Below are 25,742 nucleotides of genomic sequence, written 5' to 3'. Positions count from 1 at the left end.
TGACCTTGCAAAAAAGTCCTGTTTTGGATATTTTAATCATATCACATGCGGCCTATGATGGCAATACCGAGAAACACCTGGAAGGAGAAAATGAAAATGGAAAAGACAACAAACGGAAATCAGACCCGAATGCTGGTCATGACGGGATTGTTTGCGGCTCTGGGCTGCGTGGCGACCATGGTCTTGCAGGTCCCCTCTCCCACCGGCGGATACATGAATCTGGGCGACACGGTGGTGATCCTGGGCGCCTACCTGCTGGGCCCGGTGTACGGCGCCATCGCCGGCGGCGTGGGCCCCGCTCTGGCGGACCTGCTGTCCGGCTACGGCATCTATGTGCCGGCCACCCTGGTCATCAAAGCCCTGATGGGCCTTGCGGCGGCTCTGCTGTACCGGGCGCTGAAAAAGCAGAACTGGGCGCTGGTGGTCTGCGGCGTGGCGGCGGAGGCTATCATGGTGATCGGCTACTGGCTGTTTGACGGCATTCTGGTGGGCAGCCTGGCCGGCAGCGCCGCGGGCCTCCCCAGCAATTTCGTCCAGGCGGCCTTCGGCCTGATCGTCTCTACGCTGCTGGCCCTGGTGCTCAAGCGCAGCGGCTACGTCCGCAGGGAGTTCCCCAACCTGTAAAGATCCGCGAAAAAGTCCCCGGTGGGTTCTAAAACCCGCCGGGGACTTGTACGTTTTAGGGGAGTCTCACAGGCCGCCCAGACCGTCGGGCCCTGAACCGCCCCAGGCGTTGATGGCAGAGGGCTCCGCGCCCTCACCCACGCCGGAGGTGCGCTTGGCGGTCTCAAAGTATTCCAGCTCCACGCAATGGTAATTGGGCAGATAGAACAGGGATACCGCCGTGCTCCACAGGCCGGCGATCAGCGTCCACAGCCAGGCGGGCAGGGCGGTGTAGACCGTGAGATCCGCGGCCGTGGACGCGGCGGCGCCGCTCATGTAGGTGTAGGCGGAAGAGAGCAGGCCATAGTACATCATGCCCGTCTCCGCCATCACGGGCAGGGAGGCCAGCAGGGTCCAGCCCAGATAGCTCAGGTCCAGGGTAAAGATCTGGCCCTTGTAGCCCATGGTCTGCCGCTTGCTCATGTCCAGGGCCTCCATGACGCTGATGCCCGGATTTTCATACAGATTGTATGGCGCGAAGCGGTAGCGGTAGGCGGCGATGATGCCGGGGATGATAAAGAGCATGGACCACAGCCAGATGAAGGCGTAGGTGACGATGGTCAGGGCGATCAGCTTTCCCACAAAGGAGAAGCCGTCAAACAGCGTCAGGTACTCCGCCCGTTCGTTCCGGCGGATGGCCATGCAGTACAGGGTAAATCCCGCTCCTAACACGATGGACAGCAGCCCCGTCAGGATGGAGACAAAGGTGGACAGGACACCGGCATCACCCGCGAACGCGGACACCATGTTCAAAAACAGCAGAAGCAGGCCGTACAGCGCGGTCATGGCCTTGGGGGAGACCTGGGCGCCGGAAAGCAGTTCCCGGACTTCCTCCTTCAGCCTTTTTCTGTCAATCAGTTCAGCCGTCATGATCGGTAAGTTCCTCCGTATGTATGGGTTTGCCGGTGTATACCGGCAGATAGATTCAATTAGTCTAGCATATTTCGGCGGAATTGACAAGACGGATGGCCGGAAATAGGGGGAGATTTCCACAGGCACTGTTAAAATGTATAAAAGTGTTAAACATCTCTGTAAATGGGGCTGGATTTCTGCAAAAAATGTCATTCACAGTCTGGACATTTTTTGAGTTCAGGTGTAGAATAAAGCGCAGTATGTGGTAGTATCGCCAGAGCTTGTGGGTCCTGTTCCGTTCGCGGATGGGACTGTCTGTGCTCCGGACGCTATCAGGAGTAAAAATGAGGTGAAGACAATGGCACAAGCGTTCTTTGGCGGCGTTCATCCCCATGACATGAAGGCCGCGACCAATGAAAAGGCCATCGAACAGCTGGCACCCCCGGCAGAGGTGGTCATCCCCATGTCGATGCACTTCGGTGCACCGTGTACGCCGCTTGTCAAGGTTGGTGACCATGTGAAGGTTGGCCAGAAGATCGGTGAGTTCCGCGGCCTGGGCGCCCCGATCCACGCCAGCGTTTCCGGTACGGTCAAGGCTGTGGAGCCCCGTCCCTATTCCATGGGCGGCAACATGACATCCGTGATCATCGAGAACGATTTCCAGGACGAGCTCAGCGAAGAGGTCCAGGCTCCCGCGGATCCTGACGCCCTCACCGTCGATGAGATGGTGGAGATCGTCAAGAATGCAGGTATCGTCGGTATGGGCGGCGCTACCTTCCCCACCCACGTGAAGATCTCCGGCGGTATCGGCAAGGTGGACACCGTCATCATCAACGGCGCCGAGTGCGAGCCCTACATCACCGGCGACCACCGCACCATGCTGGAGCGTCCCGAGGAGATCATCGGCGGCGCCACCTACCTCGCCAAGATGTTCGGCGTGGACAAGGTCATCATCGGCGTTGAGGACAACAAGAAAAACGGCATCGACGCCATGAACCAGGTCATTGCCGAGAAGAAGGCCCCCGTGGTCGTGGAAGCCCTGCGCTGCCGCTACCCCCAGGGCGGTGAGAAGCAGCTCTGCCAGGCCATCACCGGCAAGCAGGTGCCTCCCGGAGGACTGCCCAGCAACATCGGCTGCGCCGTGTTCAACATCAACACCACCTGCGCCATCTTCCGCGCCATCACCGAGGGCATGCCCGTGGTGCGCAAGATCGTCACCGTGTCCGGCTCCGGCATCATCGAGCCCAAGAACATCGAGTGCCCCATCGGCACCCCGGTTTCCTGCCTGCTGGACGCCTGCGGCGGCGTGAAGGACGGTACATACAAGCTGATTGCCGGCGGCCCCATGATGGGCATGGCCCAGTATACCGCCGACATCCCCGTTGCCAAGGGCACCGGCGCCATCCTGGCCTTCTGCGAAAACGAGGAGCAGACCGTGGAGCATCCCCAGTGCATCCGCTGCGGCAAGTGCGTCTCCGCCTGCCCCGTGCACCTGGAGCCCCTGTTCATGTACCAGTATGCCTCTAAGGGTATGGTCGACGAGCTGAACGGCGCCCATATCATGGACTGCATGGAGTGCGGCGCCTGCTCTTACGTCTGCCCCGCCCGCATGCACCTGACTCATATGTTCAAGACCGGCAAGCAGCTGGTGAAGAACAAGGCCGCGGCCGATAAGGCTGCCGCCGAGGCCAAGAAGGCCGCGGAAGAGAAGAAGGAGGCTGTGAACAAATGACGGATTACAAGAATTTGAAGCTCATTGCCACTTCCAACCCTCACATCCGCAGCAATGAGACCACCCGCTCTATCATGCTGGACGTCATCATCGCCATGCTGCCTGCTCTGGCGTTCGCAATTTTCAACTTTGGCCTGCGGGCCCTGACCCTGACCGCCGTGTCCGTCGTGGGCTGCGTGTTCTGGGAGTGGCTGTACCGCAAGCTGATGAAGAAACCCCAGTCCATCGGTGACCTGAGCTCCGTCGTCACCGGCATGCTGCTGGCTTTCGTCTGCCCCGTGCAGATGCCCTACTGGATGATCATTATCGGCGACTTCTTCGCTATCGTGGTGGTCAAGCAGCTCTTCGGCGGCATCGGCAAGAACTTCCTGAACCCCGCTCTGGCCGGCCGTGCCGTGCTGCTGGCCAGCTATGCCGGCACCATGACCAGCTGGGTCGATCCCGCTGTCAACAAGGCTGCCATCATCGGCTCCAACGCCGATATCGTCACCACCGCCACTCCGCTGGCCATCATGAAGACCGGCGACTTCGCCGAGCTGCTGAGCGCCCATTCCGTGGGCAGCATGTTCGTGGGCACCGGCATTCCCGGCTCCCTGGGCGAGGTCTCCGCTCTGGCTCTGCTCATCGGCGGCGTTTACCTGATCTGGCGCAAGGTCATCAACTGGCAGACCCCTGTGGCCTACATCGCCACTGTGGCTGTGCTGACCTTCCTGTTCCCCAAGCAGGGCTCCGGCCTGGAGTGGATGCTGTACAGCATCTTCGGCGGCGGATTGTTCCTGGGCGCCTTCTTTATGGCGACTGACTATGCCACCTCTCCCGTGACCAAGAAGGGCCAGCTCATCTTCGGCATCGGCTGCGGCCTGTTTACCGTGCTGATCCGTTACTTCGGCTCCTATAACGAGGGCGTCTGCTACTCCATCATGGTCATGAACCTGTTTGTGGCGCTGATCGACAAGTACACGAAGCCCACTCGTTTCGGCGTCGTGAAATCCGACAAGAAGGAGGCGGCTGCGAAATGAGCAACGAAGTCAAGACCAAGGAAAAGGTCAATATGGACCCCAAGTACATCATCAAGCTGGGCGTCACCCTGTTTGTGACCTGCGTGGTTGTCGCCGGCCTGCTGGGGCTGGTCAACATGGTGACCGAGGATAAGATCGCGGCCATCAACTGGGAGAATACCCAGACCGCTATGAAGGCTGTTGTGGCCGACCCCGAAAACGCGGAATTTTCCGAGGCAATGGAACCGACCAGCGACATGACCGCCGCTGCCAGCGCTGCTGGCGGCACGCTGGATTCCGTCTATGAAGTCCTGGTGGGCGGCGAGAGCGCCGGCTACGCCATCAAGGTCGTGGCCTCCGGCTCCCAGGGCAACATCGAGATGATGGTCGGCGTGGACGCCGACGGCGTCGTCACCGGTGTTTCCATCGTCAAGAACTCCGAGACCTCCGGCATCGGCTCCAAGGTCATGACCAACCAGCCTACCGCCAAGGGCGTAGGCGTGCTGGACCAGTTCGAGGGCAAGAGCGCCGCTGACGGCACCCTGGCTGTGGGCACCAACGTGGACGCCATCTCCGGCGCTACCGTGTCCAGCCGCGGCGTCACCACCGGCGTCAACGCCGCGCTGGCCGTGGCCGGCGCCATCGGCTGAGAAAGGGGGAGCAACTGATATGAACTTCAAGAAACAGTTTAAAGAAGGCCTGATCACCAACAACCCCGTTCTGGTGCAGGTCCTGGGCATGTGCTCCACCATGGCCATCACGACCTCCATCATGAACGGCCTGGGCATGGGCGTTTCCGTGCTCATCATCCTGACCGCTTCCAACGTGGTTATTTCCGCTATCCGCAAGGTCGTGCCCGATAAGATCCGTATCGCCATGTTCATCGTGGTCATCGCCGGCTTCGTTACCTGCGTCGACCTGCTGCTGCAAGCCTTTGTCCCGGCTATCGCCGAGTCTTTGGGCGTGTTTATCCCGCTGATCGTGGTGAACTGCATCATCCTGGGCCGCGCGGAGTCTTTCTCCTACAAGAACGGCATCGGCGCCTCCTTCCTGGACGGCATCTGCCAGGGCATCGGCTACACCGTGGTGCTGCTGGCCATGTGCTTCATCCGTGAGCTGCTGGGTGCCGGCACGCTGGCTGGCTTCCGCATCATCCCCGAGCAGTTCCCCATCGGCGTGCTGACCCTGCCTGTGGGCGGCTTCCTGGTGCTGGGCTGCCTGATCGCCGCCATGCAGTGGGCGCTGGCCCGGCCCAAGAAGAATAAGGAGGAGAGCAAATAATGGATCAGATTTTTGAACTCCTGGCAATCACGCTGGGCGCCATTCTGGCGAACAACTTCATCTTCTCCCAGTTCCTGGGCATCTGCCCCTTCCTGGGCGTCTCCAAGAAGGTCGACACCGCTGTGGGCATGGGCATCGCCGTGACCTTCGTCATGGGCCTGGCCTCCGCCATTACCTGGGCCGTGAACCAGTTCATCCTGGTTCCCTTCGACCTGGGCTACATGCAGACCGTGGCCTTCATCCTGGTCATCGCCGCCCTGGTGCAGTTCATCGAGATGTTCCTGCAGAAGTCCATGCCCTCCCTGTACACCGCTCTGGGCGTGTATCTGCCTCTGATCACCACCAACTGCGCGGTTCTGGGCGTGGCTCTGCTGAACATGCAGAACAACTACAACTTCATCGAGTCCGTGGTCTACGGCATCACCGGCGGCCTGGGCTTCCTGCTGGCTATCGTTCTGTTCGCCAGCATCCGTGAGCGTCTGGTCTTTGCCGACTATCCCAAGAACTGGGAAGGCTTCCCCATCGCTCTGGTCACCGCTGGTCTGATGGCCCTGGCCTTCATGGGCTTCTCCGGCCTGAAGATCTGGTAAGGGGGTAACGCCGCTATGATGAATGTGATTTACGCGATCCTGGTGCTCGGTATCCTGGGCGCCGTGTTCGGCCTGGTCCTGGCCGTCGCCTCCAAGATTTTCGAGGTGAAAAAGGACCCCCGTGAAGAGGCTGTTCTGAGCCATCTGGCCGGCGCCAACTGCGGCGGCTGCGGCTTCCCCGGCTGTGCCGGCTGCGCCGCTGCCATCGTGGCCGGTGACGCTCCCGTCAACGCCTGCGCTCCCGCCGGCGCCGAGAATGCCGCCGCCATCGCCGAGATCATGGGCCAGGCGGCTCCTACCGGCGAGCGTCAGGTGGCCTTCGTCCGCTGCAACGGCGGCGTGAACGCCAAGAAGCGCTTCGAGTACCGCGGCGTGCAGGACTGCATCTCCGCCACCAAGGTGGCCGCCGGTCCTCTGGACTGCGCCTTTGGCTGCCTGGGCTTCGGCTCCTGCGTCAACGCCTGCCAGTTCGGCGCCATGTCCATCGGCCCCAACGGTTCCGCCGTGGTGGACCCCGACAAGTGCACCAACTGCGGCGCCTGCATGACTGCCTGCCCCCGTCACCTGATCACCTCTGTCCCCGCCTCCAAGAAGGTCCATGTGGCCTGCGCCAACCAGGACAAGGGCAAGGCCGCCATGAGCGTCTGCGCCAACTCCTGCATCGGCTGCGGCCTGTGCCAGAAGGAGTGCAAGAAGGATGCTATCCATGTGGTGAACGGCGTTGCTGTCATCGACTATGAAAAGTGCGTGGGCTGCAAGCTCTGCACCAAGGTCTGCCCCCGCGACGCCATCCTCCCCGCGGCTACCGCCGAGGAGAAGGAGAAGTACAAGGCCATCAAGAAGGCACAGGCTGAAAAGGCCGCTGCCGCCAAGAAGGCCGCCGAGGAAGCCGCCGCTGCTTCCGCTCAGTAACTTCTACTGAAAAAAGTGCCCCAAATCTGATGATTTGGGGCACTTTTTGTATTGCGTTTTTCTGTGTGAAAGATTATGATAATACCAATTCAAGGCAGAGTAGGAACACACGTGTGAAATAGTGCCGGGAAAACGGGGAGTTGTTTTCCGGACGAAAGGGCGCAAAGCCTTGCAGTGTGTGTTCCGCATCCCGCTGCCGCATAAAGGCGCGGGCGATTTCCCCTCCTCTGTGCGGCGCTCCGGAAACGGACTGCCGAAAACAGAAGGAGGATTTTTTATGTATCCACATCCCTTTTCCGCCCAGTACTGGCGGGACGCGGCCCGGGAGCTCCGGGACCTGCGGAAGCTGACCTTCGCGGCGCTGATGATCGCTATGTGCGTGGTGCTCAGCCACGTCCCCTCCGTGCCCCTGTTCGGCGGGGCAAAGGTCACCTGGGGCTTCCTGGCCCGGTCGGTCTGTGCCCTGGTGTGCGGCCCGGTGCTGGGCGTCGTGTTCGGCTTTGCCGAGGACATCCTCAGCTTTTTCCTCACCGGAGGCGGCGGGTATCCCTTCTTCCCCGGCTACACCCTGACGACCATGCTGGGCGTTCTGATCTACGCGCTGTTTTTCTACCGGACGCCCATCACCGTTCGCAAGATTTTTTTCGCAAAGCTGCTGACCAATATCGAAAATGTGCTGCTGGGCGCGCTGTGGATGGCCATTCTCAGCGGCAAGGCCTGGTATGTGACCGCCAGCGCCAGCGCACTGAAGAACCTTATCATGCTGCCCGTCCAGACGGTGCTGCTGGTGCTGCTGTTCGGCGCGCTGCTTCCCGTGCTGCGCCGGGCGGGCTTGATCGACAAGCAGACCCCGAAAAAAATCACCTGGTGACCGCAAAAACCGCTCCGAAAGGGGCGGTTTTTTTGACGAGACGGGGCTGTTCAAAAAATCCAGCACCTTTGTTCACAAATTGTTTATCATCCATCCATTGACAATGATTTCCCGTGGTGGTACACTGCGTTTAGCACTCCAGGAAAGCGAGTGCTAAATCACTTGTAAAGCCCGGAAGAGCGGCCAGAGGTGCTGTTGTGGAACTGACAGAGAGAAAACGGCAAATACTGAAGGTAGTCGTGGAAGACTACATCCGTTCCGCCGAGCCGGTGGGCTCCAAGGCCATCGCAGCCCGGATGGGCGGCAGCGTCAGTTCCGCCACCATCCGCAACGAACTGGCGGACTTGGTGGACATGGGCTATCTGGAACAGCCTCACACCTCGGCGGGCCGTATCCCCTCACCCAAGGGCTACCGGCTGTACGTCAATGAGCTGATGGAACAGCAGAAGCTGTCCATCGCGGAGACGGAAAAGATCAACCAGTCCCTCCAGATGAAGATGGAGGAGCTGGACCGGGTGATCTCCCAGGCGGGCAGGGCGGTATCGTCCTTCGTGAACTACCCCGCCTATGTTGCCGCCGCCGGAAAAAAGCGGATGACCGCCCGGCGGTTCGACCTGCTGCCGGTGGATGAGCGCAGCTGCATCGTGGTCATGATGATGAGCGACAGCCGGGTGAAGAGCCAACTGCTGCGGCTGCAGCTGAAGGTGGACCTGGAACAGCTCCCCGCCCTGGTGGGCGTGCTGAACAGCCACTTTACCGGCATTTCCACCGAAGAGATGAACCAGCGGCTCATGGACATCGCGGAGCAGGTGCCGCCGCAGCTGTTTCTGCTGCTGTCCCAGACGGTGGGCTACGCGGTGGACGCCCTGGACGAGGCGGGGCAGCGGGAGATCATCACCGCGGGCGCCAATCAACTGCTGAAGCTGCCGGAGTTCCGGGACGCTGACAAGGCCCATGAGCTGATGAGTTTCCTCTCCGACAGCAAGGAAAACCTTCCGATGCCGGAAGACGGGCCCATGAAGATCCTGATCGGCCCGGAAAACGTCAGCGAGGCGCTGAAGGACACCAGCGTGGTAGTCGCCAGCTATGACATCGGAGACGATATGCGGGGACTGATCGGGGTGGTGGGCCCTACCCGTATGGATTACGCCACAGTGGCCGCACGGCTCTCCGGCTTTGCCGAGGGACTGACGCGGCTGTTCGGAAAACAGGAATTACCCCCGAAGGAGGATACCAAGGAATGAGTGAAGAGAACAAGCAGCCCACCGCTGAAGAGGCTGCGGAGAACCAGGCGGAAACCACCGAACAGGAAACTCCCGAAACGGCAGAGGCTCCTGAGAAGGAGGAAAAGGCCGCCAAGGGGAAAAAGAAAAAAGAGAAGACTTACACCCTGACCCGCGAGCAGATGGAGGCCGCGGAGCTGGCCGTCAAGCAGCTGGAATCGGTCAAGGACCAGTTCGTCCGGCTGACCGCCGAGTATGACAACTACCGCAAGCGCACCACCAAGGAGAAAGACAACATCTATCAGGACGCCAAGGGCGACACCATCAAGGCATTCCTGGCGGTCTATGACAATCTGGAGCGGGCCGCTGCCGCGGAGGGCGGCGAGGATTCCCCCCATAAAAAGGGCCTGGAGATGATCTTCCACCAGTACCAGGACATTCTGAAAAAGCTGGATGTCACGGAGATCGAGGCAAAGGGCCAGCCCTTTGACCCGGAGCGGATGGAAGCGGTCATGCACATTGAGGATGAGAACTTCGGCGAAAACGAAGTGACCCAGGTATTCCAGGCGGGCTTCATGCTGGGCGACAAAGTGATCCGGCACGCCATCGTTCAGGTCGCAAATTGATTTCGGATACAAAAATAAACTTTTCGATATATTTAGGAGGAAAACATTATGTCTAAGGTTATCGGTATTGATTTGGGTACTACAAACTCCTGCGTGGCCGTTATGGAAGGCGGCGAGGCAGTTGTCATTGCCAACGCGGAAGGCAACCGCACCACTCCGTCCGTCGTGGCGTTCTCCAAGACCGGCGAGCGCATGGTGGGCCAGGTGGCGAAGCGCCAGGCCATCACCAACCCCGACCGCACCGTCTCTTCCATCAAGCGTGAGATGGGCAGCGATTACAAGGTCACCATCGACGGCAAGGCTTACACCCCCCAGGAGATCAGCGCCATGATCCTGCAGAAGCTGAAGTCCGACGCCGAGGCCTACCTGGGCCAGACCGTCACCGAGGCGGTCATCACCGTCCCCGCTTACTTCACTGATGCCCAGCGCCAGGCCACCAAGGACGCCGGCAAGATCGCGGGCCTGGACGTGAAGCGTATCATCAACGAGCCCACCGCTGCTGCTCTGGCTTACGGTGTGGATAAGGAGCAGTCTCAGAAGATCATGGTCTACGACCTGGGCGGCGGCACCTTCGATGTCTCCATCCTGGAGATCGACGACGGCGTCATCGAGGTCCTGGCCACCGCCGGCAACAACCGTCTGGGCGGCGACGACTTCGACGAGTGCATTATGAAGTATCTGGTCAGCGAGTTCAAGCGCACCGACGGCGTGGACCTCAGCACCGACAAGGTGGCCATGCAGCGCCTGAAGGAGGCCGCCGAGAAGGCCAAGATCGAGCTGTCCGGCGTCACCACCTCCAACATCAACCTGCCCTATATCACCGCTGACGCCACCGGTCCTAAGCACCTGGACGTCACGTTGACCCGTGCCAAGTTCAACGAGCTGACCTCTCACCTGGTGGACGCCACCATGGGCCCCGTGCGCCAGGCCATGTCCGACGCCGGCCTGCGTCCCTCCGACCTGTCCAAGGTCCTGCTGGTGGGCGGCTCCAGCCGTATCCCCGCTGTCCAGGAGGCCGTGAAGAATTTCACCGGCTCCGATCCCTTCAAGGGCATCAACCCCGACGAGTGCGTGGCCATGGGCGCCGCCCTGCAGGCCGGCGTGCTGACCGGCGACGTCAAGGGCCTGCTGCTGCTGGACGTCACCCCCCTGTCCCTGGGCATTGAGACCATGGGCGGCGTGTGCACCAAGCTGATCGACCGCAACACCACCATCCCCGTGAAGAAGAGCCAGATCTTCTCCACCGCCGCCGACAACCAGACCTCCGTGGAGGTCAACGTCCTCCAGGGCGAGCGCGAGATGGCCGCCGCCAACAAGAGCCTGGGCCGCTTCCACCTGGACGGCATCGCTCCCGCCCGCCGCGGCGTGCCTCAGATCGAGGTCACCTTCGACATCGACGCCAACGGCATCGTCAACGTCTCCGCTAAGGACCTGGGCACCGGCAAGGAGCAGCACATCACCATCACCTCCTCCTCCAACATGAGCAAGGAGGACATCGAGAAGGCCGTCAAGGAAGCCGAGCAGTATGCCGCCCAGGATAAGCAGATGAAGGAAGAGGTCGAGGTCCGCAACCAGGCCGACCAGATGGTCTACCAGAGCGAGAAGACCCTCTCCGAGATGGGCGACAAGATCCCCGCTGATGACAAGAGCAAGGTGCAGGCCGGTATCGACAAGCTGAAGGAGGTCCTGAAGGGCACCGACACCGCCGCTATCAAGGCCGCGACCGAGGAGCTGACCCAGGCGTTCTACGCTGTCAGCGAGAAGCTGTACCAGCAGGCCAATCCCCAGGGTGCCCAGGGCGGCGCGCAGCCCGGCCCCGATGCCGGCGCCGGTGCGCAGGGCGGCCAGTACTACGACGCCGACTACAAGGTGGTCGATGAGGACGACAAGAACAAGTAAGCCCCCTCTCATATAAAACGTATCAGGGACAGCGCGTTGGAGCCTGTCCCTGATACGGCGTTTTGGAATACGAGGAGTTTTCAATATGGCTGAGCAGAAACGAGATTACTATGAAGTCCTGGGCATCACCAAAGGTGCCGGCGAGGACGAGATCAAAAAAGCATATAAGAAGATGGCCCGGAAGTACCACCCTGACCTGAACCCCGGCGACAAGGAGGCGGAGGAGAAGTTCAAGGAGGTCAACGAGGCATACGAGGTGCTGTCCGACCCCAACAAGAAGGCCCGGTACGACCAGTACGGCCACGCGGGCGTGGACCCCAACTTCGGCGCCGGCGGCGCCGGGTTTGACGGGAGTTTCGACTTCGGCGACCTGGGCGACATTTTCGGCAGCTTCTTCGGCGGCGGCTTCGGCGGCGGACGGCGCACCAACCCCAACGCTCCCCAGCGGGGCGAGAGTATCCGCATGTCCCTGACCATCAGCTTTGAGGAAGCGGCTTTCGGCTGTGAGAAGGAAGTCACCGTGGACCGCATGGAGCAGTGCGGCACCTGCCACGGCAACGGCTGCGCTCCCGGCACCTCGCCGGAGGTCTGCCCGGACTGCCACGGCAGCGGCCAGGTCCAGGTGCGGCGCCAGACGCCTATGGGCGTGTTTGCCAGCACCTCTCCCTGCCCCAAGTGCGGCGGCAAGGGCCAGATCATTCATCAGCCCTGCAAGGACTGCCACGGCACCGGCTTCGCCCGGAAGCGCAAGACCATCCAGGCCAGCATTCCCGCGGGCATCGACAACGGCCAGACCATTTCCATCCGGGGCCAGGGCAACGCCGGCAAAAACGGCGGCCCGGCCGGCGACCTGCTGATCACCATTACCATCCGGCCCCATGAGCTGTTCCGCCGGGAAGGCACCAGTGTCCTGTGCGAGGCACCCATTACCTTCGCCCAGGCGGTTTTGGGCGCGGAGCTGGAGATCCCCACCATCGACGGCAAGGTCAAGTACGACCTGCCGGAGGGTACGCAATCCGGCACCACGTTCCGACTCAAGGGCAAGGGCATCCCCTCCATCAACGGCCACGGCCGGGGCGACCAGTACGTCACCGTCTATATCGAGACGCCCCGGAACCTGAACAAGGAGCAGAAGGAAGCCTTGAAGAAGTTCGCCGATACCATGGGCGACAACAACTACGAGGAGCGGAAGAAGTTCTTCAAGAAATTCAAGAAGTGAGGAAGCCCTATGTATCTGGCGGATTATCACACCCATTCCCGGATGTCTCCCGACGCGGACGCGCCCATGGCAGAGCTGGCGGAGGCCGCGATTGCCGCGGGGCTTGACGAGCTGTGCTTTACCGACCATGTGGAGCCCATCATCTGGGGGTCTACGGAGCTGCGGCAGGAGCCCTATGACTGGGACGCCCTGCAGTCGGAGTACCGTGCTGCCAGGGAAGCTGTTGGCAATCGGATCACGCTGCGGCTGGGGATCGAGCTGGGGGACGCACCCTGGAGCTTTGCCTATACGGAAAAAATGATCGCCGCCGCGCCGGAGCTGGATTTCATCATCGGCTCCATCCATATGCTGTCGGAAAAATTTAAGGGTGTGGACCTGTATTTCTTCGACCCCAAGGATGAGACAGAGGCCCGGGCGGGCATGGCGGACTACCTCCGCCAGGTGCGCCGTCTGGCGGAGTGGGGGCGGTTCAATGTTCTGGGCCACCTGACGCTGCCGGTGCGGTATCTGAACGAGAACCGGGGTTTCCACCTGACCTTTGACGGCTTTGAAAGGGAAATCGAGGAGATTTTGGGCATTCTCATCGACAGGGGCCTTGGCATCGAGCTGAACACCAACCGGGGCAACACGCCGCTGCCGGACGAAAAGTGGCTGCGGATGTACCGGGAGCTGGGCGGGGAGATCATCACCCTGGGCACGGACGCCCACGGGCCGCAGTTTGTGGGCTGTGCCGTCCGGGAGCGGCAGGAGCTGCTGCGCCGGTGCGGATTCAGCCGCTTCTGCACGTTTGAAAAGCAAAACCCGATTTGGCATGAACTATGATTGATTTTTACGGGAAAACCGTGTAAAATGAGTTCGCAAATTTGAAACAACAGGGGGAAAACTACTATGAAAATCGCATTGGGCTGTGACCACGGCGGCTATGAGCTGAAGCAGCACATCATCAAGGTCCTGGAAAAGCTTGGCCATGAGGTCGAGGACTTCGGCTGCTATTCTCTGGAGAGCTGCGACTATCCCGACTTCGGCGCCGCCGCCGCCCGCGCTGTGGCGGAGGGCAAGTGCGACCGGGGCATCGTGATCTGCACCACCGGCATCGGCATTTCCATTGCTGCCAACAAAATCAAGGGCATCCGCTGCGCCCACTGCGCCGACTGCCTGCAGGCCGAGATGACCCGCAAGCACAACGACGCCAACATGATGGCCATTGGCGCCGGCTTCACCGGCAAGAACATGGCCGAGCGCATGGTGGAGGTGTTCCTGAGCACGGAGTTCGAGGGCGGCCGCCATGAGCGCCGGGTCAACAAGATGATGGCTCTGGAGGACTGAGTTTTCCAGACACTGGACAGGGAGGTGACGGACAATGGCGTATGAGCGGGGCTACCGCAGCTACCGGGGACGGACGCCCAGAGGGCGCATCGTGCTGACGGTACTGTTGGTCGTTGTGATCGCGGCGGCCATTGCCGTCATGCTTCTGTCCCGGAATATCGTCTACGACGAGACGGGCACGCCCCATCTGGAGCTGCCCTGGCAGGAGGAGACCGCACCGGCAGGGAAAGACGTACCGGAGGATTCCCTGGAGATCACGGTCCAGGAACCGGAGGACCTGCAGCCCGTCCGGGCGTTTTCCCTGGGGGAGACGCCGCTGACCCAGGCTGTCTGGGGGGAGGCGTACAGCATCTCCCAAATGCCGCAGAACGCGGAACGGAAGTATAACGCCATGGCAGTTACCGTGAAGGGTTCGGCCGGCACCGTGTATTTTGATTCCGCCACAGCGGTAGCCGGCTCCGTCCGCCTGGGGGAGGATACGGCCGAGGCCATCTCCCTGATGAACGGGGACAGCGCCGGCTATGACAGCACCATTGCCCGCCTGAGCTGCTTCCACGACCCCAAGGCCGCCAACTGGGATGTGGAAGGCATGGGCCTGAAAAACACGGGCGGTTATATTTTCTATGACGGCAATAACAGCCAGTGGCTGGACCCCGCCAAGCCCGCCGCCAGGGAATACCTGTGCGGACTGGCGAAGGAAGCGGCGGAACTGGGCTTTGACGAGATCCTGCTGACCGACGTCAGCTACCCCACCGTGGGAAAACTGGATAAGATCAACTACGGCGAAGGGGAGAAAAGCGCAAATCTGACGGCCTTTCTGAAAGAAATGCGGGCGGCTTTGGAGCCATACGGCGTGGCGCTGTCCATTGAAGTGCCGGAAGCGGTCATCTCTCAGGGGTATGACGACGATGCGGGGCTGCTGCTGGCGGCGATCGCGCCCCAGGTGGACCGGATCTATGCTGTTACAACAGAGGAGAACGCCCCGGCTTTGGCCCAGGCGGTGAGCAATGCCCACGAAACGACACAATTCGTCCCGGAGCTGACGGACGCTGGCTCGACCCTGGACAGCTTCCTGATATTCAGCTGAATGCCGCACCCGCCCGCAGCAACCATGCGGGCGGGTGTTTTATATGCAGAGAAAAAATGAATATTCATCCAAGTATTCAAAAAGGTACAGGCAAAATGCACAAGTGAACAACAGAAAACCCACTGTTTTACGGAAATTTTTTAGAAATACATGTGAACAAGCCAAATATTTATACATTTTTTTTGAAAAAGTATTGACATGATACGCGCGGCGTGGTAAGGTATGCATTGTCAACGGGAGGAAAACCTTTCCTCTCTGCGAGACGGATACGATGCTCTCCCGATGGGGGAGAACAATTTAGATTGGAAAAGGAAGTTTGTACCATGAAAAAGTTTCTTGCATTGTTGATGACCATGGCAATGGTCCTGTCTCTGGCCGCCTGCGGCGGTTCCAAGGAAGAGGCTCCCGCACAGACCAATGAACCTGCCGCCGCGGAAGAGCCCGCCGAGCCCGCCATCACCACCGTGACCGAGGGCAAGCTGACTGTGGCTACCAGCCCTGACTTTGCTCCCTATGAGTTCTATGCCATCGACGAGAGCGGCAACGCCCAACTGGCCGGCTTCGATATGGCCCTGGCTCAGTACATCGCCGATTACCTGGGCCTGGAGCTGGAGGTCGTCCCCATGGATTTTGACGGCGTGCTGGCTGAAGTGACCGCCGGCAATGTGGACCTCGGTATGGCCGGCCTGTCTCCCGATCCTGACCGTATGGAAGCTATGGACTTCTCCGATATCTACTATCAGGGCGGTCAGTCTCTGGTCGTGGTCCAGGAGAACAAGGACAAGTGGGCTTCTCTGGAGGAGCTGAATGATCCTTCTCTCACCATCGGCGCCCAGCTGGGTTCCATCCAGTATGATCTGGCGGAGGAGAACACCCCCGATGCCGACATCGTGCAGCTGGCTAAGGTGACCGATGTTGTCTCCGAGCTGCTGGGCGGCAAGCTGGATGCCGGTTACATTGAGACCGTGGTGGCTGAGAGCTATGCCAAGAACTATCCCGACCTGTACATTGCTTTCGATGTCCCCTATGAGGTGGAAGGCTCCGCTGTCGGCGTTGTGAAGGGCAACGAGGCGCTGCTGGCCGGCGTCAACGAGGCCATCGCCGCTGCTCTGGCTGACGGCTCCATGGATGACTTCGTGGCCCAGGCCAATGAGCAGGCTTCCGGCGAGATCTTCGAGGGCCTGGTCGACTGATTTCCAAAAATGTGAAATAACGCCGATTCCTCCCCACAAAAACGTGGGGAGGAATCAGCGCGTTCAAGAAAAAACCCCGAAAGGAGTTCGCGCCATGAGTGTTTCCGCGGCAGGCTTTGAGAAGGTGTTCCAGTATGCCAGCATGTTTAAAGAGGGTATGCTCTGCACCGTCTATCTTTCCCTCTTTACCGTTGTCCTGGGCTTCCTGCTGGCATTGGTGCTGGCAGTCATGCGGATGAGCAATTTCCGCCCCTTCCGCTCCCTGGGCCTGGATCAGGACGGCCATCTCCGGGACGGCGGCTTCCTGCTGGCCCTGAGCAAATTCAACCCCATCTCGTTTATCGCCACGGTCTACGTGGAGGTCATCCGGGCCACCCCCATGCTGGTGCAGCTGTTCATCGTGTACCAGGTGGTGTTCAACAAGAATGTCATCAACCTGCCGTCGGTCACGATCCTGGGCTTTTTGAAGCTGAACCGCTTCCTGCCCGGCGTCATTGCCCTGGCATTGAACTCCGGCGCGTATCTGGCGGAGATCATCCGGGCCGGTATCCAGTCCATTGACGGCGGCCAGACCGAGGCGGCCCGCTCTCTGGGCCTGACCCAGGGCCAGAACATGCGCTTCATCGTCCTGCCCCAGGCGGTCAAGAACATCCTGCCCGCCATCGGCAACGAATTCGTCACCATCATCAAGGAGTCCGCCATTACATATACCATCGGCGTCCAGGATCTGATGGCCGCGGTAAAGGCGGCCCAGGCCGGCACCTTCCTGGTGCTGGAGCCCCTGCTGGTGGTCGCGGCGCTGTACTTCTGCCTGACCTTCCCCACCTCCAAGGTGATCGCTTACTTTGAAAGGAGAATGAGCCGTGGCGACAAGAGATAGTCTGATCCAGGTCACCGACCTGAAGAAATACTACAACAAGGGCGCTATCAAGGCTCTGGACGGCGTCACCGTGGACATTAACCGGGGCGACGTCATGGTGGTCATCGGACCCTCCGGCTCCGGCAAGTCCACGTTCCTCCGCAGCCTGAACCTGCTGGAGGAGCCCACCAGCGGTTCCATCATCTTTGACGGCGTGGACATCACCAAGAAGAAGATCAAAAACGCCGAGGGCAAGATGGTGAAGCTGGACATCGACCAGCACCGCCAGAAGATGGGCATGGTGTTCCAGCATTTCAATTTGTTCCCCCACATGACCATTCTGGACAACATGACCCTGGCCCCCATTCAGGTCAAACACATGGACAAGGCTGCCGCCGAGGAAAAGGCCCTGGCGCTGCTGGACCGGGTGGGCCTGAAGGACCGGGCCGGGGCGTATCCCATCCAGCTCTCCGGCGGCCAGAAGCAGCGTGTGGCCATCGTCCGGGCCCTGGCCATGGAGCCGGAGGTCATGCTGTTTGACGAGCCCACCTCCGCTCTGGACCCCGAAATGGTGGGCGAAGTGCTGGACGTGATGAAGGGCCTGGCCCAGGAGGGCATGAGCATGGTGGTCGTTACCCATGAGATGGGCTTTGCCCGGGAAGTGGGCAACCGGGTGCTGTTCATGGCCGACGGCAAGCTGCTGGAACAGGGGACTCCCGCGGATATTTTCGGCAATCCCCAGAACCCCAGACTCCAGGATTTCCTCAGCAAGGTTCTTTGATGGTTCGAGGGCACGCACTTCCGTGCGTGCCCTTTTTTTCAGGAAGGAGTATGTTTATGACGAAGGAGAAGCAGGCGGCCATCGCCGCCGTGGATGAAAAGGCGGCGGTCATTGCCGACGTGGCGGACAGCGTCTGGAGCTACGCGGAGCTGTCCCTTCAGGAGGAGAAGTCTGCCGCCAAATACTGCGAGGTTTTGGAAAAAGAGGGCTTTGCCGTGGAAAAGGGCATTTGCCGTATCCCCACGGCCTTTTCCGCCAGCTACGGCAGCGGACGGCCCGTCATTGGCATCCTGGCGGAGTATGACGCGCTGTCCGGCTTGTCCCAGAAGGCCGGGAGCCTGGAGCGGGAGGAGCTCGTCCCCGGCGGCTGCGGACACGGCTGCGGGCACAACCTGCTGGGCGCGGGCGCCCTTGCCGCAGCCCTGGGCGTGAAGGCGTATCTGGAGCGCACCGGGATACCCGGCACCGTGGTGCTGTACGGCTGCCCCGGCGAGGAGGGCGGCGCCGCCAAAGCGTTTATGGCCCGGGAGAAACTGTGGTACGGCCTGGACGTGGCCCTGACCTGGCACCCCAAGGATGTGAACGAGGTGGTCACTGGTTCCTCCAACTCCTGCATCCAGACCCAGTACAAGTTCACCGGCATCGCCGCCCACGCTGCCGGAGACCCGGACCGGGGCCGCAGCGCCCTGGACGCGGTGGAGCTGATGAACATCGGCGTCCAGTTCCTGCGGGAGCACATGCCCTCCAAGGCCCGCATCCATTACGCCATCACCGACGCCGGCGGACGCAGCCCCAACGTGGTCCAGCCCTATGCCAGCGTGCTGTACATGGTTCGCTCCAACCATGTTTCCGAGGCGGTGGAGCTGCAGAAGCGGGTGGATGACATCGCCAAAGGCGCGGCGCTGATGACCGGCACCACCTTTGAAAAGCAGTTCATCGACGGCCTGGCGGACACCGTGCCCAACCACACGCTGGAGACCGTGCTGTACCGCAATTTCGAGGCCCTGGGCGTCCCCGCTCACACAGCGGAGGAGAAGGCCTTTGCCGACGCCCTGTCCAAGACTTACCCCGGCAGCGACGCGCTGCCCGGCATCGGCGCCGAATTCGACGGCGCTGTGGCGGACCAGGTGCGGGAGCTGCGGGCGAAAGCGAACGGCGCCCTGAACGACTTCCTGGCGCCCCTGTACCAGGGCCCCGCCTTTGAACCCGGCTCCACCGACGTAGGCGACGTGAGCTGGCAGACGCCCACCGGCCAGATCCATGTGGCGGCCTGGCCCAACGGCAGCCCCGGCCACAGCTGGCAGAACGTGTCCTGCGGTGGGACGGAACTGGGCCACAAGGCCGCCGTCCACGCCGGCAAGGTGCTGGCCGCAGCCGCTATCGACCTGCTGACCGACCCGTCCCTGCTGGAGGCCGCGAAAGCGGAGTTCCGAAAGCAGACGGCGGAGGGTTACACCTGCCCCATCCCGGCGGACGCGGTGCCCGTGGTGCCCGACTGAAATTCAAGGAGGAAACAGCGATGAAGTATTCCGTGAACATCGAGGTCATTTACAAGGAACTGCCCTTTGCGGAGCGGTTTGCCGCCGCCAGGCGGGACGGCTTTGACTATGTGGAGATCTGGGACTGGGAATCCAAGGACCTGAACGAGTTGAAGGCTCTGTGCGCCCAGTACGGCCTTGAAATTTCCTGCATGGGCGGCGACGGCCCCATCTCCCTGTGCGACCCCGCCCACGGCGAGGAGTACCTGGCCTATCTGCGCCGCTCCCTGAAAGTGGCGCAGGAGGTGGGCTGTAAGCTGCTGGCGGTCCACTCCAACGAGCTGCTGCCGGAGCCGAAGCAGTACGCCGCCGACCTGTTTCCCCAGTACAGCGACGCGGAAAAGACCATGGCCATGTACCGCTCCCTGGCGGCCATCGCGCCGGAGGCGGAGCAGGCGGGCGTCACCCTGTGCCTGGAGGCCCTGAACGTGGAGACGGACCACCTGGGCAACTTCCTGCGGTACACGAAGGACGCCGCGGAGATCATCCGCATGGTGAACTCTCCCAACGTGAAGATTTTGTACGACGCCTACCACATGTACCTCAACGAGGGCAAGATCATCGAGACGCTGCGGAAGTATCAGGACCTCATCGGCTGCATCCACATCGCGGACGCCCCCGGCCGGGGCGAGCCGGGCACCGGCTGCATCAACTACCGGGCGGTGCTGCAGGACCTGTACGACCACGGCTACGACCAGATGATCGCCTTTGAGCTGTATCCCCGCAGCGGCTCCGCGGCGGCTGTCGAGGCCATCAACCGCGTCAGAGCCGGTTTGTAAGACGTAAAGAGGGCCCGCGCACAGGGATGTGGGCGGGCCTTCTTGTAAAAGTCACCAAAAAACTAAACAAATATTTTTTAAGGAAAACAAATTTTTTGTTTGATTTTCTGCGGAGGTATGTTACCATAGAGAGGTAGACCTATTCTTGAGAAGGAGGCTCTGCCTATCATGGAACCTTCAGCATCCCGGCAGGAACTGCTGTTTCAATTTCACGGCACTCCGCCGCTCGGCACATCTGTCTCTCTGGCCCTGCAGCATCTGGTGGCAATGATCGTAGGCTGTGTCACGCCGCCCATCATCATCGCCGGGGCCATCGGCCTCAGTCAGGCGGACCGCGTGCTGCTGATACAGGCGTCTCTGGTCATGTCCGCCGTGTCGACGCTGCTCCAGCTGTTCCCCATCGGAAAACGGTTTGGCTCCGGCCTGCCGGTCATCTTAGGCGTCAGCTTTGCCTACGTGCCCAGCATGCAGGCCATTGCCGCCTCCGGCGGCGGGGTGTCCGCCATCGCCGGCGCCATGCTGGTGGGCGGCATTGTAGCCATCATTGTCGGTATTTTTGTCAAGAAGATCCGGCTTTTGTTCCCGCCGGTCATCACCGGGACCGTGGTGTTCACCATCGGCCTTTCCCTCTATCCCACCGCCATCAACTACATGGCCGGCGGCACCGGCAACACGGCGGAGGCGGTGGCGGCCAAGAGCCTGCCGGAGGCGCTGGTATACGGCTCCTGGCAGAACTGGCTGGTAGCGGCCCTGACGCTGACGGCGGTCCTGGTGCTGAACCACCACGGCAAGGGCATCTGCAAGCTGGCGTCTATTCTGCTGGGGATGCTGTTTGGCTACGTGGTGGCCCTGTGCTTCGGCATGGTCAGCTTTGCCGACGTGGGAGACGCGGCCTGGTTCTCCCTGCCCCGTCTGCTGCATTTCGGCATCACCTTTGACGCGCCTAGCTGCATCGCGGTGGGATTGCTGTTTGCCATTAACTCCATCCAGGCCATCGGCGACTTTACCGCTACCACGGTGGGCGGACTGAACCGGGAGCCGACGGACAGCGAGCTTCAGGGCGGCATCATCGCCTACGGCGCCAGCAATATCCTGGCGGCGCTGTTCGGCGGTCTGCCCACGGCCACGTATTCTCAGAACGTGGGCATCGTCACCACTAACAAGGTGGTGAACCGGACGGTGTTCACCTTTGCCGGCGCGTTTTTGCTGCTGGCGGGCGTGTCCCCCAAATTCGCGGCGGTGCTGACCACCATTCCCCAGTGTGTGCTGGGCGGCGCCACCGTCACGGTGTTCTCCACCATCGCCATGACCGGCATGAAGCTCATCGCCTCCCAGGACCTGACGGCCCGGAATACAACCATCGTGGGCCTGTCCGCCGCTCTGGGCGTGGGCATCTCCCAGGCCAGCGCAGCGCTGAGCCAGTTCCCGGCGGCGGTCACCATGATCTTCGGCAAGTCTCCGGTGGTCATCGCCACGCTGATGGCGGTGCTGCTGAATCTGATCCTGCCCAAGGAAAAATAAGAAAAAACGGACGCGGATGCGTCCGTTTTTTTTATGTTTTCTCCAGCTCCGCCATGCTCTTTTTGAATTGGACGGCGAACATGGCGGCTGTGGTACACACCGCCAGCACATCCGCGAGGGGTTCCGCCAGGAAGACCGCGAACACCTTGTTTGTGAAGAAATGGGGGAGAATGAAGATGAGGGGGATCAGCAGGATGATCTTCCGCAGGACGGCCAGGAACAGGGACGTCTTGGCGTTGCCCAGCGCAATGAAGGTCTGCTGGCAGGCGATCTGCACCCCGAAAATGCCGGTGGCGGCCATGTAGACCCGCAGCGCCCAGGCGGCGTATTCCACCAGAGCGGGGTCGTTGTTGAAGATCAGGGCGAAAGCCTGGGGGAAGAGCTGCACCAGGGCCCACAGCGTCATGGAGTAGGCCACACAGGAGACCAGCAGGCACCGGAAGGCATCCCGCACCCGCTGGGCGTTCCGGGCGCCGTAGTTGTAGCTGATGATGGGCTGGGCGCCCTGTGTCAGGCCCTGAAGGGGCATCATCGCCAGCTGCATGATGCTGATGAGCACCGTCATGGCGCCCACCGCCAGGTCGCCGCCGTATTTCAGCAGGGAGGAGTTGAAGCAGACGGAGATCAGGCTCTCCGTAGACTGCATGATGAATGGGGACAGACCCAGGGCGATACAGGGCAGAAATACGGCCGGCACGGGCTTCAGATTGGCCGGGCGGAGCTTCCATTTCGTCCGGGAGCCGGTGAGGAACCGCAGGACCCACAGCGCGGACACCGTCTGGGAGAGAATGGTGGCCAGGGCCGCGCCCCGGACGCCGAGACCCAGGGCGAAGATAAAGATGGGGTCCAGAATGGTGTTCAGGATGGCGCCGATCAGGACGGTTTTCATGCTGACGGTGGTGAAGCCCTGGGCGGTGATATAGGCGTTCATGCCCAGCGTCACCTGCACGCTGACGGTGCCCAGAGAGTAGATCTTCATGTAATCCAGCGCGTAGCTGATGGTGTTTTCGCTGGCGCCGAAGGTCAGCAGCAGCGGTTCCGCGAAAAGCTGGAGCACCACGGTCAGGATCAGGGCGGTACAGATGAGCAGACTGAAGGAGTTGCCCATGATGCGCTCCGCACCCTGGAGGTCGCCCCGTCCCTCCTGGATGGAGGCCCGGGGCGCGCCGCCCATGGCCATCAGCGCCGCGAAGGCGGAGACCACCAGTATGACCGGCAGGCACACGCCTACGCCGGTGAGGGCCAGGGCGCCCACGGTGTCCACCGGCTGCATATGGCCGATGTAGACCCGGTCCACCAGGTTATAGAGCATATTGACGATCTGGGACGTGATGGTGGGCAGAGCCAGGGAAAACAGCAGCTTTTTCACGCTGCCGCTGCCTAAGTCCACCGCTTTCTTTTCTTTCAAGCGAATTCCTCCTCTGCAAGGCCATTTTCAAGCACTGTTTCCAGCAGCAGCGAGAGCTGCTGGATCTGTTCCTCCGTAAGCCCGGCCAAAAGCCGCTGTCCGCAGGCGCATTGAATGTCCCGGCACTCCAGCGCCAGGGGCATTCCCTCCGGGGTGATGGACAGGTGGACGACCCGGCGGTCCGACCTGTCGGGCGTGCGGAGCAGCAGACCCTCCCGTACGAGGTGCTCCACAGCCTGGGAGACCTGGGATTTGGACAGGCCCCGCAGCTCCGCAACGTCCCGGGCGGTGTCACAGTCCGGATTGTTGACCAGGAACAGCAAAATGTGGACCTCCCCCAGGGAAAGACCTGTCCGGGCCGAGAAGTCTGCGAATTGGTGGGAATAGTATTTACCGAACTGCTTGTAAAACTGCAGCAGGCGGGTGTAGGTGAGTGCCATGAACGCCTCCATTTGTTCTGAACAGAACAGTTTATTATAAAACTATATGAGAATAGCACGGAACGGGAGAAATGTCAAGGACGCCGCTTTTTGTTGACAAAACAGGGAGCAGGGAGTATGATATAAAAAATGATATTCAAAACCAGATTACAAGGAGAAAGATATGATTTGGAGCATTGTGAGCGATAGCAGCTGCGACCTGCGCGTCAGCGACTTCACCAGTGAGAAAGTCCTGTTCGAGACGGTCCCGCTGCGTCTGCAGGTGGGAGCCAGGGAATTTATTGATAACGACGAGCTGGACACCCGGGAGCTGCTGACGGCAATGGATGCGGAAAAGACCGCGTCCTCTACTGCCTGCCCTTCCCCGGCGGCCTTTGCGCGGGCCTTTGAAAAGGCCGACAGAACGGTCTGTTTTACCATTTCCGCCAATCTCTCCGGCACCTATAACGCCGCCGTCATGGGCCGGGAGATGGTGCTGGAGGAGCACCCGGAAAAGGAGATCTGTATCATCGACTCCAAGTCTACCGCCGGCGCCATGGTGCTGCTGATCCGCAAGGCGAAGGAGCTGATGGAGGCCGATACCCAGGGCGACTTTGCCGGCATCTGCGACCAGCTGCGGATGTACCAGGCGGCGCTGCGGACCTGCTTTACCCTGGAGAACTTCGACAACCTCATCAAAAACGGCCGGATGCGGCCGCTGGTGGGCACCCTGCTCCACAGCCTGGGCATCCATGTCATCGCCGACGCCACGCCCCAGGGCACCATTCACGTTGCGGACAAGGCCCGGGGCGAGGGCAAGACCTACAAGGCGATCACGGAGCTGATGAGGGGCAGCAAGGACTGCGAAGGGGCTCATGTGGTCATTTCCCACTGCGAGAACCTGGCGGGCGCCATGAAGCTGAAGGAGCAGATTTTGAAGGACCTGCCGGTAAAGGGCGTGGACATCATTTCCTGCCGTGGCCTGACGACGTTCTATGCCATGGAGAAGGGCCTGATCGTAGGCTATTAAACGCATGAAAAAACCAGGCGGCCTAGCCGCCTGGTTTTTTATGTTCAGCGCACGGTGTTCCGCAGGGTGCCGATGCCTTCAACGGCACATTCCACCACATCGCCGGGCTTCAGGAACTTGGGCGGGTCGAAGCCCATGCCCACGCCGGCGGGGGTGCCGGTGGCGATGATGGTGCCGGGCAGCAGCGTCATGCCGGAGGACAGCTCCTCAATGATGTCCGCAATGGAGGTGATGAGGAGGTCCGTGGTGGAATCCTGCCGCGGCTCGCCGTTGACCCGGGAGGAGATGCGCAGGGCAGGCGGGAAGGCGATCTCGTCGGCGGTGGTGATGCAGGGGCCGATGGGAGTGAAACCGTCCAGGCCCTTGCCGAAGTACCACTGCTTATGGGTGGTCTGGAGCAGGCGGGCGGAGACGTCGTTGAGGACCGTGTAGCCGAAGATGTAATCCGCCGCGTCGGCGGCTTTGACGTTTTTGGCGGTCTTGCCGATGATGACCGCCAGCTCCGCCTCATAGTCCAGCCGCTCCACCAGGCCGGGGTGACTCTCGATAAAGCCCTCCGGGCCGACGGCTTCAGTGACCCGCTTGGAGAAGTAGATGGGAATGGGGCGTTCCTTTTTGAAGGCCTCGGAGCTGTACCGCTCCGCCTCCTCAGCGTGGGCCTTGTAGTTGATGCCCAGGCAGATGACATCCTGCCGGGGCCGGGGAATGGGCGCCAGCAGGGTGACGGCGGACAGGGGCAGGGAGGCGTCCGCGTCTTTCACAGCGGAGAGAAGCTGGGAGCGGGGCGCTTCGATGAGCGCATTCATGTCGGGGAAGGGCAGGGGACGGACAGCGGCGCCGTCCTCACGCAGGACGCCCACAGCCTCTTTGCCGTCATGGAGATAGGTAACGAGTTTCATGGGGGATGTCTCCTCTCAGTCAGAATAAAACGGCGG

The 25,742-nt window shown here is 61.1% G+C and carries 26 protein-coding genes and 1 riboswitch; of the genes, 22 read left to right on the top strand and 4 right to left on the bottom strand.

Going from position 1 to position 25,742, the window contains the following annotated elements; genetic code table 11:
- Positions 1 to 96 precede the first annotated feature (96 nt).
- Entirely contained in the window at positions 97 to 624 is a 528-nt protein-coding gene (locus JQM68_RS07435; RefSeq protein WP_235222372.1) for an ECF transporter S component, read from the top strand.
- Between the two features lie 66 nt (positions 625 to 690).
- On the opposite strand, the gene JQM68_RS07430 is transcribed toward JQM68_RS07435, so the two are convergent.
- Positions 691 to 1,533, bottom strand: coding sequence for a DUF975 family protein (locus tag JQM68_RS07430; RefSeq protein WP_235222371.1), 843 nt, complete (start codon positions 1,531 to 1,533; stop codon positions 691 to 693).
- A gap of 340 nt (positions 1,534 to 1,873) precedes the next feature.
- Here JQM68_RS07430 and rsxC point away from each other — a divergent pair, with 340 nt between their 5' ends.
- The 20 genes from rsxC (at position 1,874) to JQM68_RS07330 (ending at position 21,950) form a co-directional block, all read left to right on the top strand.
- Positions 1,874 to 3,247, top strand: coding sequence for an electron transport complex subunit RsxC (rsxC, locus tag JQM68_RS07425; RefSeq protein WP_235222370.1), 1,374 nt, complete (start codon positions 1,874 to 1,876; stop codon positions 3,245 to 3,247).
- Entirely contained in the window at positions 3,244 to 4,266 is a 1,023-nt protein-coding gene (locus JQM68_RS07420; protein WP_235222369.1) for an RnfABCDGE type electron transport complex subunit D, read from the top strand. The genes rsxC and JQM68_RS07420 overlap by 4 nt, the downstream gene beginning before the upstream one ends.
- Positions 4,263 to 4,895, top strand: coding sequence for an RnfABCDGE type electron transport complex subunit G (locus JQM68_RS07415; RefSeq protein WP_235222368.1), 633 nt, complete (start codon positions 4,263 to 4,265; stop codon positions 4,893 to 4,895). Before JQM68_RS07420 ends, JQM68_RS07415 begins: the two co-directional genes overlap by 4 nt.
- 19 nt (positions 4,896 to 4,914) lie before the next feature.
- A complete protein-coding gene (rsxE, locus tag JQM68_RS07410; RefSeq protein WP_235222367.1) occupies positions 4,915 to 5,526 on the top strand; it encodes an electron transport complex subunit RsxE in 612 nt (203 codons plus the stop codon).
- Positions 5,526 to 6,116, top strand: coding sequence for an electron transport complex subunit RsxA (gene rsxA, locus JQM68_RS07405; protein WP_235222366.1), 591 nt, complete (start codon positions 5,526 to 5,528; stop codon positions 6,114 to 6,116). The genes rsxE and rsxA overlap by 1 nt, the downstream gene beginning before the upstream one ends.
- Before the next feature lie 15 nt (positions 6,117 to 6,131).
- The gene (locus JQM68_RS07400) at positions 6,132 to 7,028 is read left to right on the top strand and encodes an RnfABCDGE type electron transport complex subunit B (RefSeq protein WP_235222365.1); all 897 of its coding nucleotides are present in this window, start codon (positions 6,132 to 6,134) and stop codon (positions 7,026 to 7,028) included.
- A 93-nt stretch (positions 7,029 to 7,121) separates the two neighbouring features.
- Positions 7,122 to 7,226, top strand: a riboswitch (THF riboswitch).
- A 79-nt stretch (positions 7,227 to 7,305) separates the two neighbouring features.
- Positions 7,306 to 7,899 (top strand): folate family ECF transporter S component, encoded by a 594-nt coding sequence (locus tag JQM68_RS07395; RefSeq protein ID WP_235222364.1) that lies wholly within the window; start codon positions 7,306 to 7,308, stop codon positions 7,897 to 7,899.
- 197 nt (positions 7,900 to 8,096) lie between these two features.
- Entirely contained in the window at positions 8,097 to 9,143 is a 1,047-nt protein-coding gene (gene hrcA, locus JQM68_RS07390) for a heat-inducible transcriptional repressor HrcA (RefSeq protein WP_235222363.1), read from the top strand.
- Positions 9,140 to 9,748, top strand: coding sequence for a nucleotide exchange factor GrpE (gene grpE / locus JQM68_RS07385; RefSeq protein ID WP_235222362.1), 609 nt, complete (start codon positions 9,140 to 9,142; stop codon positions 9,746 to 9,748). The genes hrcA and grpE overlap by 4 nt, the downstream gene beginning before the upstream one ends.
- Positions 9,749 to 9,796: 48 nt before the next feature.
- Positions 9,797 to 11,647 (top strand): molecular chaperone DnaK, encoded by a 1,851-nt coding sequence (gene dnaK, locus JQM68_RS07380; RefSeq protein WP_235222361.1) that lies wholly within the window; start codon positions 9,797 to 9,799, stop codon positions 11,645 to 11,647.
- 85 nt (positions 11,648 to 11,732) lie between these two features.
- Complete coding sequence (dnaJ, locus tag JQM68_RS07375; RefSeq protein ID WP_235222360.1) at positions 11,733 to 12,866, top strand: molecular chaperone DnaJ; 1,134 nt, start codon at positions 11,733 to 11,735, stop codon at positions 12,864 to 12,866.
- Positions 12,867 to 12,875: 9 nt separating this feature from the next.
- Positions 12,876 to 13,688, top strand: coding sequence for a histidinol-phosphatase HisJ family protein (locus JQM68_RS07370; RefSeq protein ID WP_235222359.1), 813 nt, complete (start codon positions 12,876 to 12,878; stop codon positions 13,686 to 13,688).
- A gap of 66 nt (positions 13,689 to 13,754) precedes the next feature.
- Entirely contained in the window at positions 13,755 to 14,192 is a 438-nt protein-coding gene (rpiB, locus tag JQM68_RS07365; RefSeq protein ID WP_235222358.1) for a ribose 5-phosphate isomerase B, read from the top strand.
- A 34-nt stretch (positions 14,193 to 14,226) separates the two neighbouring features.
- Positions 14,227 to 15,279: a putative glycoside hydrolase gene (locus JQM68_RS07360; RefSeq protein ID WP_235222357.1), complete on the top strand. Its 1,053-nt coding sequence runs from the start codon at positions 14,227 to 14,229 to the stop codon at positions 15,277 to 15,279.
- A 323-nt stretch (positions 15,280 to 15,602) separates the two neighbouring features.
- Positions 15,603 to 16,472, top strand: coding sequence for a transporter substrate-binding domain-containing protein (locus JQM68_RS07355; RefSeq protein ID WP_235222356.1), 870 nt, complete (start codon positions 15,603 to 15,605; stop codon positions 16,470 to 16,472).
- Between the two features lie 94 nt (positions 16,473 to 16,566).
- Positions 16,567 to 17,352, top strand: coding sequence for an amino acid ABC transporter permease (locus JQM68_RS07350; RefSeq protein WP_235222355.1), 786 nt, complete (start codon positions 16,567 to 16,569; stop codon positions 17,350 to 17,352).
- A 1-nt stretch (position 17,353) separates the two neighbouring features.
- Positions 17,354 to 18,112 carry an amino acid ABC transporter ATP-binding protein gene (locus JQM68_RS07345; RefSeq protein ID WP_235222394.1) on the top strand — a complete coding sequence of 253 codons (759 nt, stop codon included), beginning with the start codon at positions 17,354 to 17,356 and terminating at the stop codon, positions 18,110 to 18,112.
- 56 nt (positions 18,113 to 18,168) lie between these two features.
- Positions 18,169 to 19,611 (top strand): amidohydrolase, encoded by a 1,443-nt coding sequence (locus JQM68_RS07340; protein WP_235222354.1) that lies wholly within the window; start codon positions 18,169 to 18,171, stop codon positions 19,609 to 19,611.
- Positions 19,612 to 19,631: 20 nt separating this feature from the next.
- Positions 19,632 to 20,429, top strand: coding sequence for a TIM barrel protein (locus tag JQM68_RS07335; RefSeq protein WP_235222353.1), 798 nt, complete (start codon positions 19,632 to 19,634; stop codon positions 20,427 to 20,429).
- 168 nt (positions 20,430 to 20,597) lie between these two features.
- Positions 20,598 to 21,950 (top strand): uracil-xanthine permease family protein, encoded by a 1,353-nt coding sequence (locus JQM68_RS07330; RefSeq protein WP_235222352.1) that lies wholly within the window; start codon positions 20,598 to 20,600, stop codon positions 21,948 to 21,950.
- A 31-nt stretch (positions 21,951 to 21,981) separates the two neighbouring features.
- Here JQM68_RS07330 and JQM68_RS07325 read toward each other — a convergent pair whose 3' ends face one another.
- Entirely contained in the window at positions 21,982 to 23,358 is a 1,377-nt protein-coding gene (locus JQM68_RS07325) for an MATE family efflux transporter (protein WP_235222351.1), read from the bottom strand.
- Complete coding sequence (locus JQM68_RS07320; RefSeq protein WP_235222350.1) at positions 23,355 to 23,798, bottom strand: MarR family winged helix-turn-helix transcriptional regulator; 444 nt, start codon at positions 23,796 to 23,798, stop codon at positions 23,355 to 23,357. Before JQM68_RS07320 ends, JQM68_RS07325 begins: the two co-directional genes overlap by 4 nt.
- Positions 23,799 to 23,961: 163 nt before the next feature.
- Between JQM68_RS07320 and JQM68_RS07315 the strand changes: the two genes are divergently transcribed.
- Complete coding sequence (locus tag JQM68_RS07315; RefSeq protein ID WP_235222349.1) at positions 23,962 to 24,807, top strand: DegV family protein; 846 nt, start codon at positions 23,962 to 23,964, stop codon at positions 24,805 to 24,807.
- Positions 24,808 to 24,851: 44 nt separating this feature from the next.
- On the opposite strand, the gene JQM68_RS07310 is transcribed toward JQM68_RS07315, so the two are convergent.
- Positions 24,852 to 25,706 (bottom strand): fumarylacetoacetate hydrolase family protein, encoded by an 855-nt coding sequence (locus JQM68_RS07310; RefSeq protein ID WP_235222348.1) that lies wholly within the window; start codon positions 25,704 to 25,706, stop codon positions 24,852 to 24,854.
- Between the last annotated feature and the right edge of the window lie 36 nt (positions 25,707 to 25,742).

The organism is Oscillibacter valericigenes, from assembly GCF_021531435.1.
Classification (GTDB): domain Bacteria; phylum Bacillota; class Clostridia; order Oscillospirales; family Oscillospiraceae; genus Oscillibacter; species Oscillibacter valericigenes_B.
Note: the sequence above shows the minus strand (reverse complement) of the source record. Positions and strands in the feature narration are given on the sequence as shown.

Excerpts from the sequence above, each read along its gene's own strand:
- JQM68_RS07435 (WP_235222372.1), top strand. The coding sequence starts at position 97 with ATGGAAAAGACAACAAACGGAAATCAGACCCGAATGCTGGTCATGACG.
- JQM68_RS07430 (WP_235222371.1), bottom strand. The coding sequence starts at position 1,533 with ATGACGGCTGAACTGATTGACAGAAAAAGGCTGAAGGAGGAAGTCCGG.
- rsxC (WP_235222370.1), top strand. The coding sequence starts at position 1,874 with ATGGCACAAGCGTTCTTTGGCGGCGTTCATCCCCATGACATGAAGGCC.
- JQM68_RS07420 (WP_235222369.1), top strand. The coding sequence starts at position 3,244 with ATGACGGATTACAAGAATTTGAAGCTCATTGCCACTTCCAACCCTCAC.
- JQM68_RS07415 (WP_235222368.1), top strand. The coding sequence starts at position 4,263 with ATGAGCAACGAAGTCAAGACCAAGGAAAAGGTCAATATGGACCCCAAG.
- rsxE (WP_235222367.1), top strand. The coding sequence starts at position 4,915 with ATGAACTTCAAGAAACAGTTTAAAGAAGGCCTGATCACCAACAACCCC.
- rsxA (WP_235222366.1), top strand. The coding sequence starts at position 5,526 with ATGGATCAGATTTTTGAACTCCTGGCAATCACGCTGGGCGCCATTCTG.
- JQM68_RS07400 (WP_235222365.1), top strand. The coding sequence starts at position 6,132 with ATGATGAATGTGATTTACGCGATCCTGGTGCTCGGTATCCTGGGCGCC.
- JQM68_RS07395 (WP_235222364.1), top strand. The coding sequence starts at position 7,306 with ATGTATCCACATCCCTTTTCCGCCCAGTACTGGCGGGACGCGGCCCGG.
- grpE (WP_235222362.1), top strand. The coding sequence starts at position 9,140 with ATGAGTGAAGAGAACAAGCAGCCCACCGCTGAAGAGGCTGCGGAGAAC.
- dnaK (WP_235222361.1), top strand. The coding sequence starts at position 9,797 with ATGTCTAAGGTTATCGGTATTGATTTGGGTACTACAAACTCCTGCGTG.
- dnaJ (WP_235222360.1), top strand. The coding sequence starts at position 11,733 with ATGGCTGAGCAGAAACGAGATTACTATGAAGTCCTGGGCATCACCAAA.
- JQM68_RS07370 (WP_235222359.1), top strand. The coding sequence starts at position 12,876 with ATGTATCTGGCGGATTATCACACCCATTCCCGGATGTCTCCCGACGCG.
- rpiB (WP_235222358.1), top strand. The coding sequence starts at position 13,755 with ATGAAAATCGCATTGGGCTGTGACCACGGCGGCTATGAGCTGAAGCAG.
- JQM68_RS07360 (WP_235222357.1), top strand. The coding sequence starts at position 14,227 with ATGGCGTATGAGCGGGGCTACCGCAGCTACCGGGGACGGACGCCCAGA.
- JQM68_RS07355 (WP_235222356.1), top strand. The coding sequence starts at position 15,603 with ATGAAAAAGTTTCTTGCATTGTTGATGACCATGGCAATGGTCCTGTCT.
- JQM68_RS07350 (WP_235222355.1), top strand. The coding sequence starts at position 16,567 with ATGAGTGTTTCCGCGGCAGGCTTTGAGAAGGTGTTCCAGTATGCCAGC.
- JQM68_RS07340 (WP_235222354.1), top strand. The coding sequence starts at position 18,169 with ATGACGAAGGAGAAGCAGGCGGCCATCGCCGCCGTGGATGAAAAGGCG.
- JQM68_RS07335 (WP_235222353.1), top strand. The coding sequence starts at position 19,632 with ATGAAGTATTCCGTGAACATCGAGGTCATTTACAAGGAACTGCCCTTT.
- JQM68_RS07330 (WP_235222352.1), top strand. The coding sequence starts at position 20,598 with ATGGAACCTTCAGCATCCCGGCAGGAACTGCTGTTTCAATTTCACGGC.
- JQM68_RS07320 (WP_235222350.1), bottom strand. The coding sequence starts at position 23,798 with ATGGCACTCACCTACACCCGCCTGCTGCAGTTTTACAAGCAGTTCGGT.
- JQM68_RS07315 (WP_235222349.1), top strand. The coding sequence starts at position 23,962 with ATGATTTGGAGCATTGTGAGCGATAGCAGCTGCGACCTGCGCGTCAGC.
- JQM68_RS07310 (WP_235222348.1), bottom strand. The coding sequence starts at position 25,706 with ATGAAACTCGTTACCTATCTCCATGACGGCAAAGAGGCTGTGGGCGTC.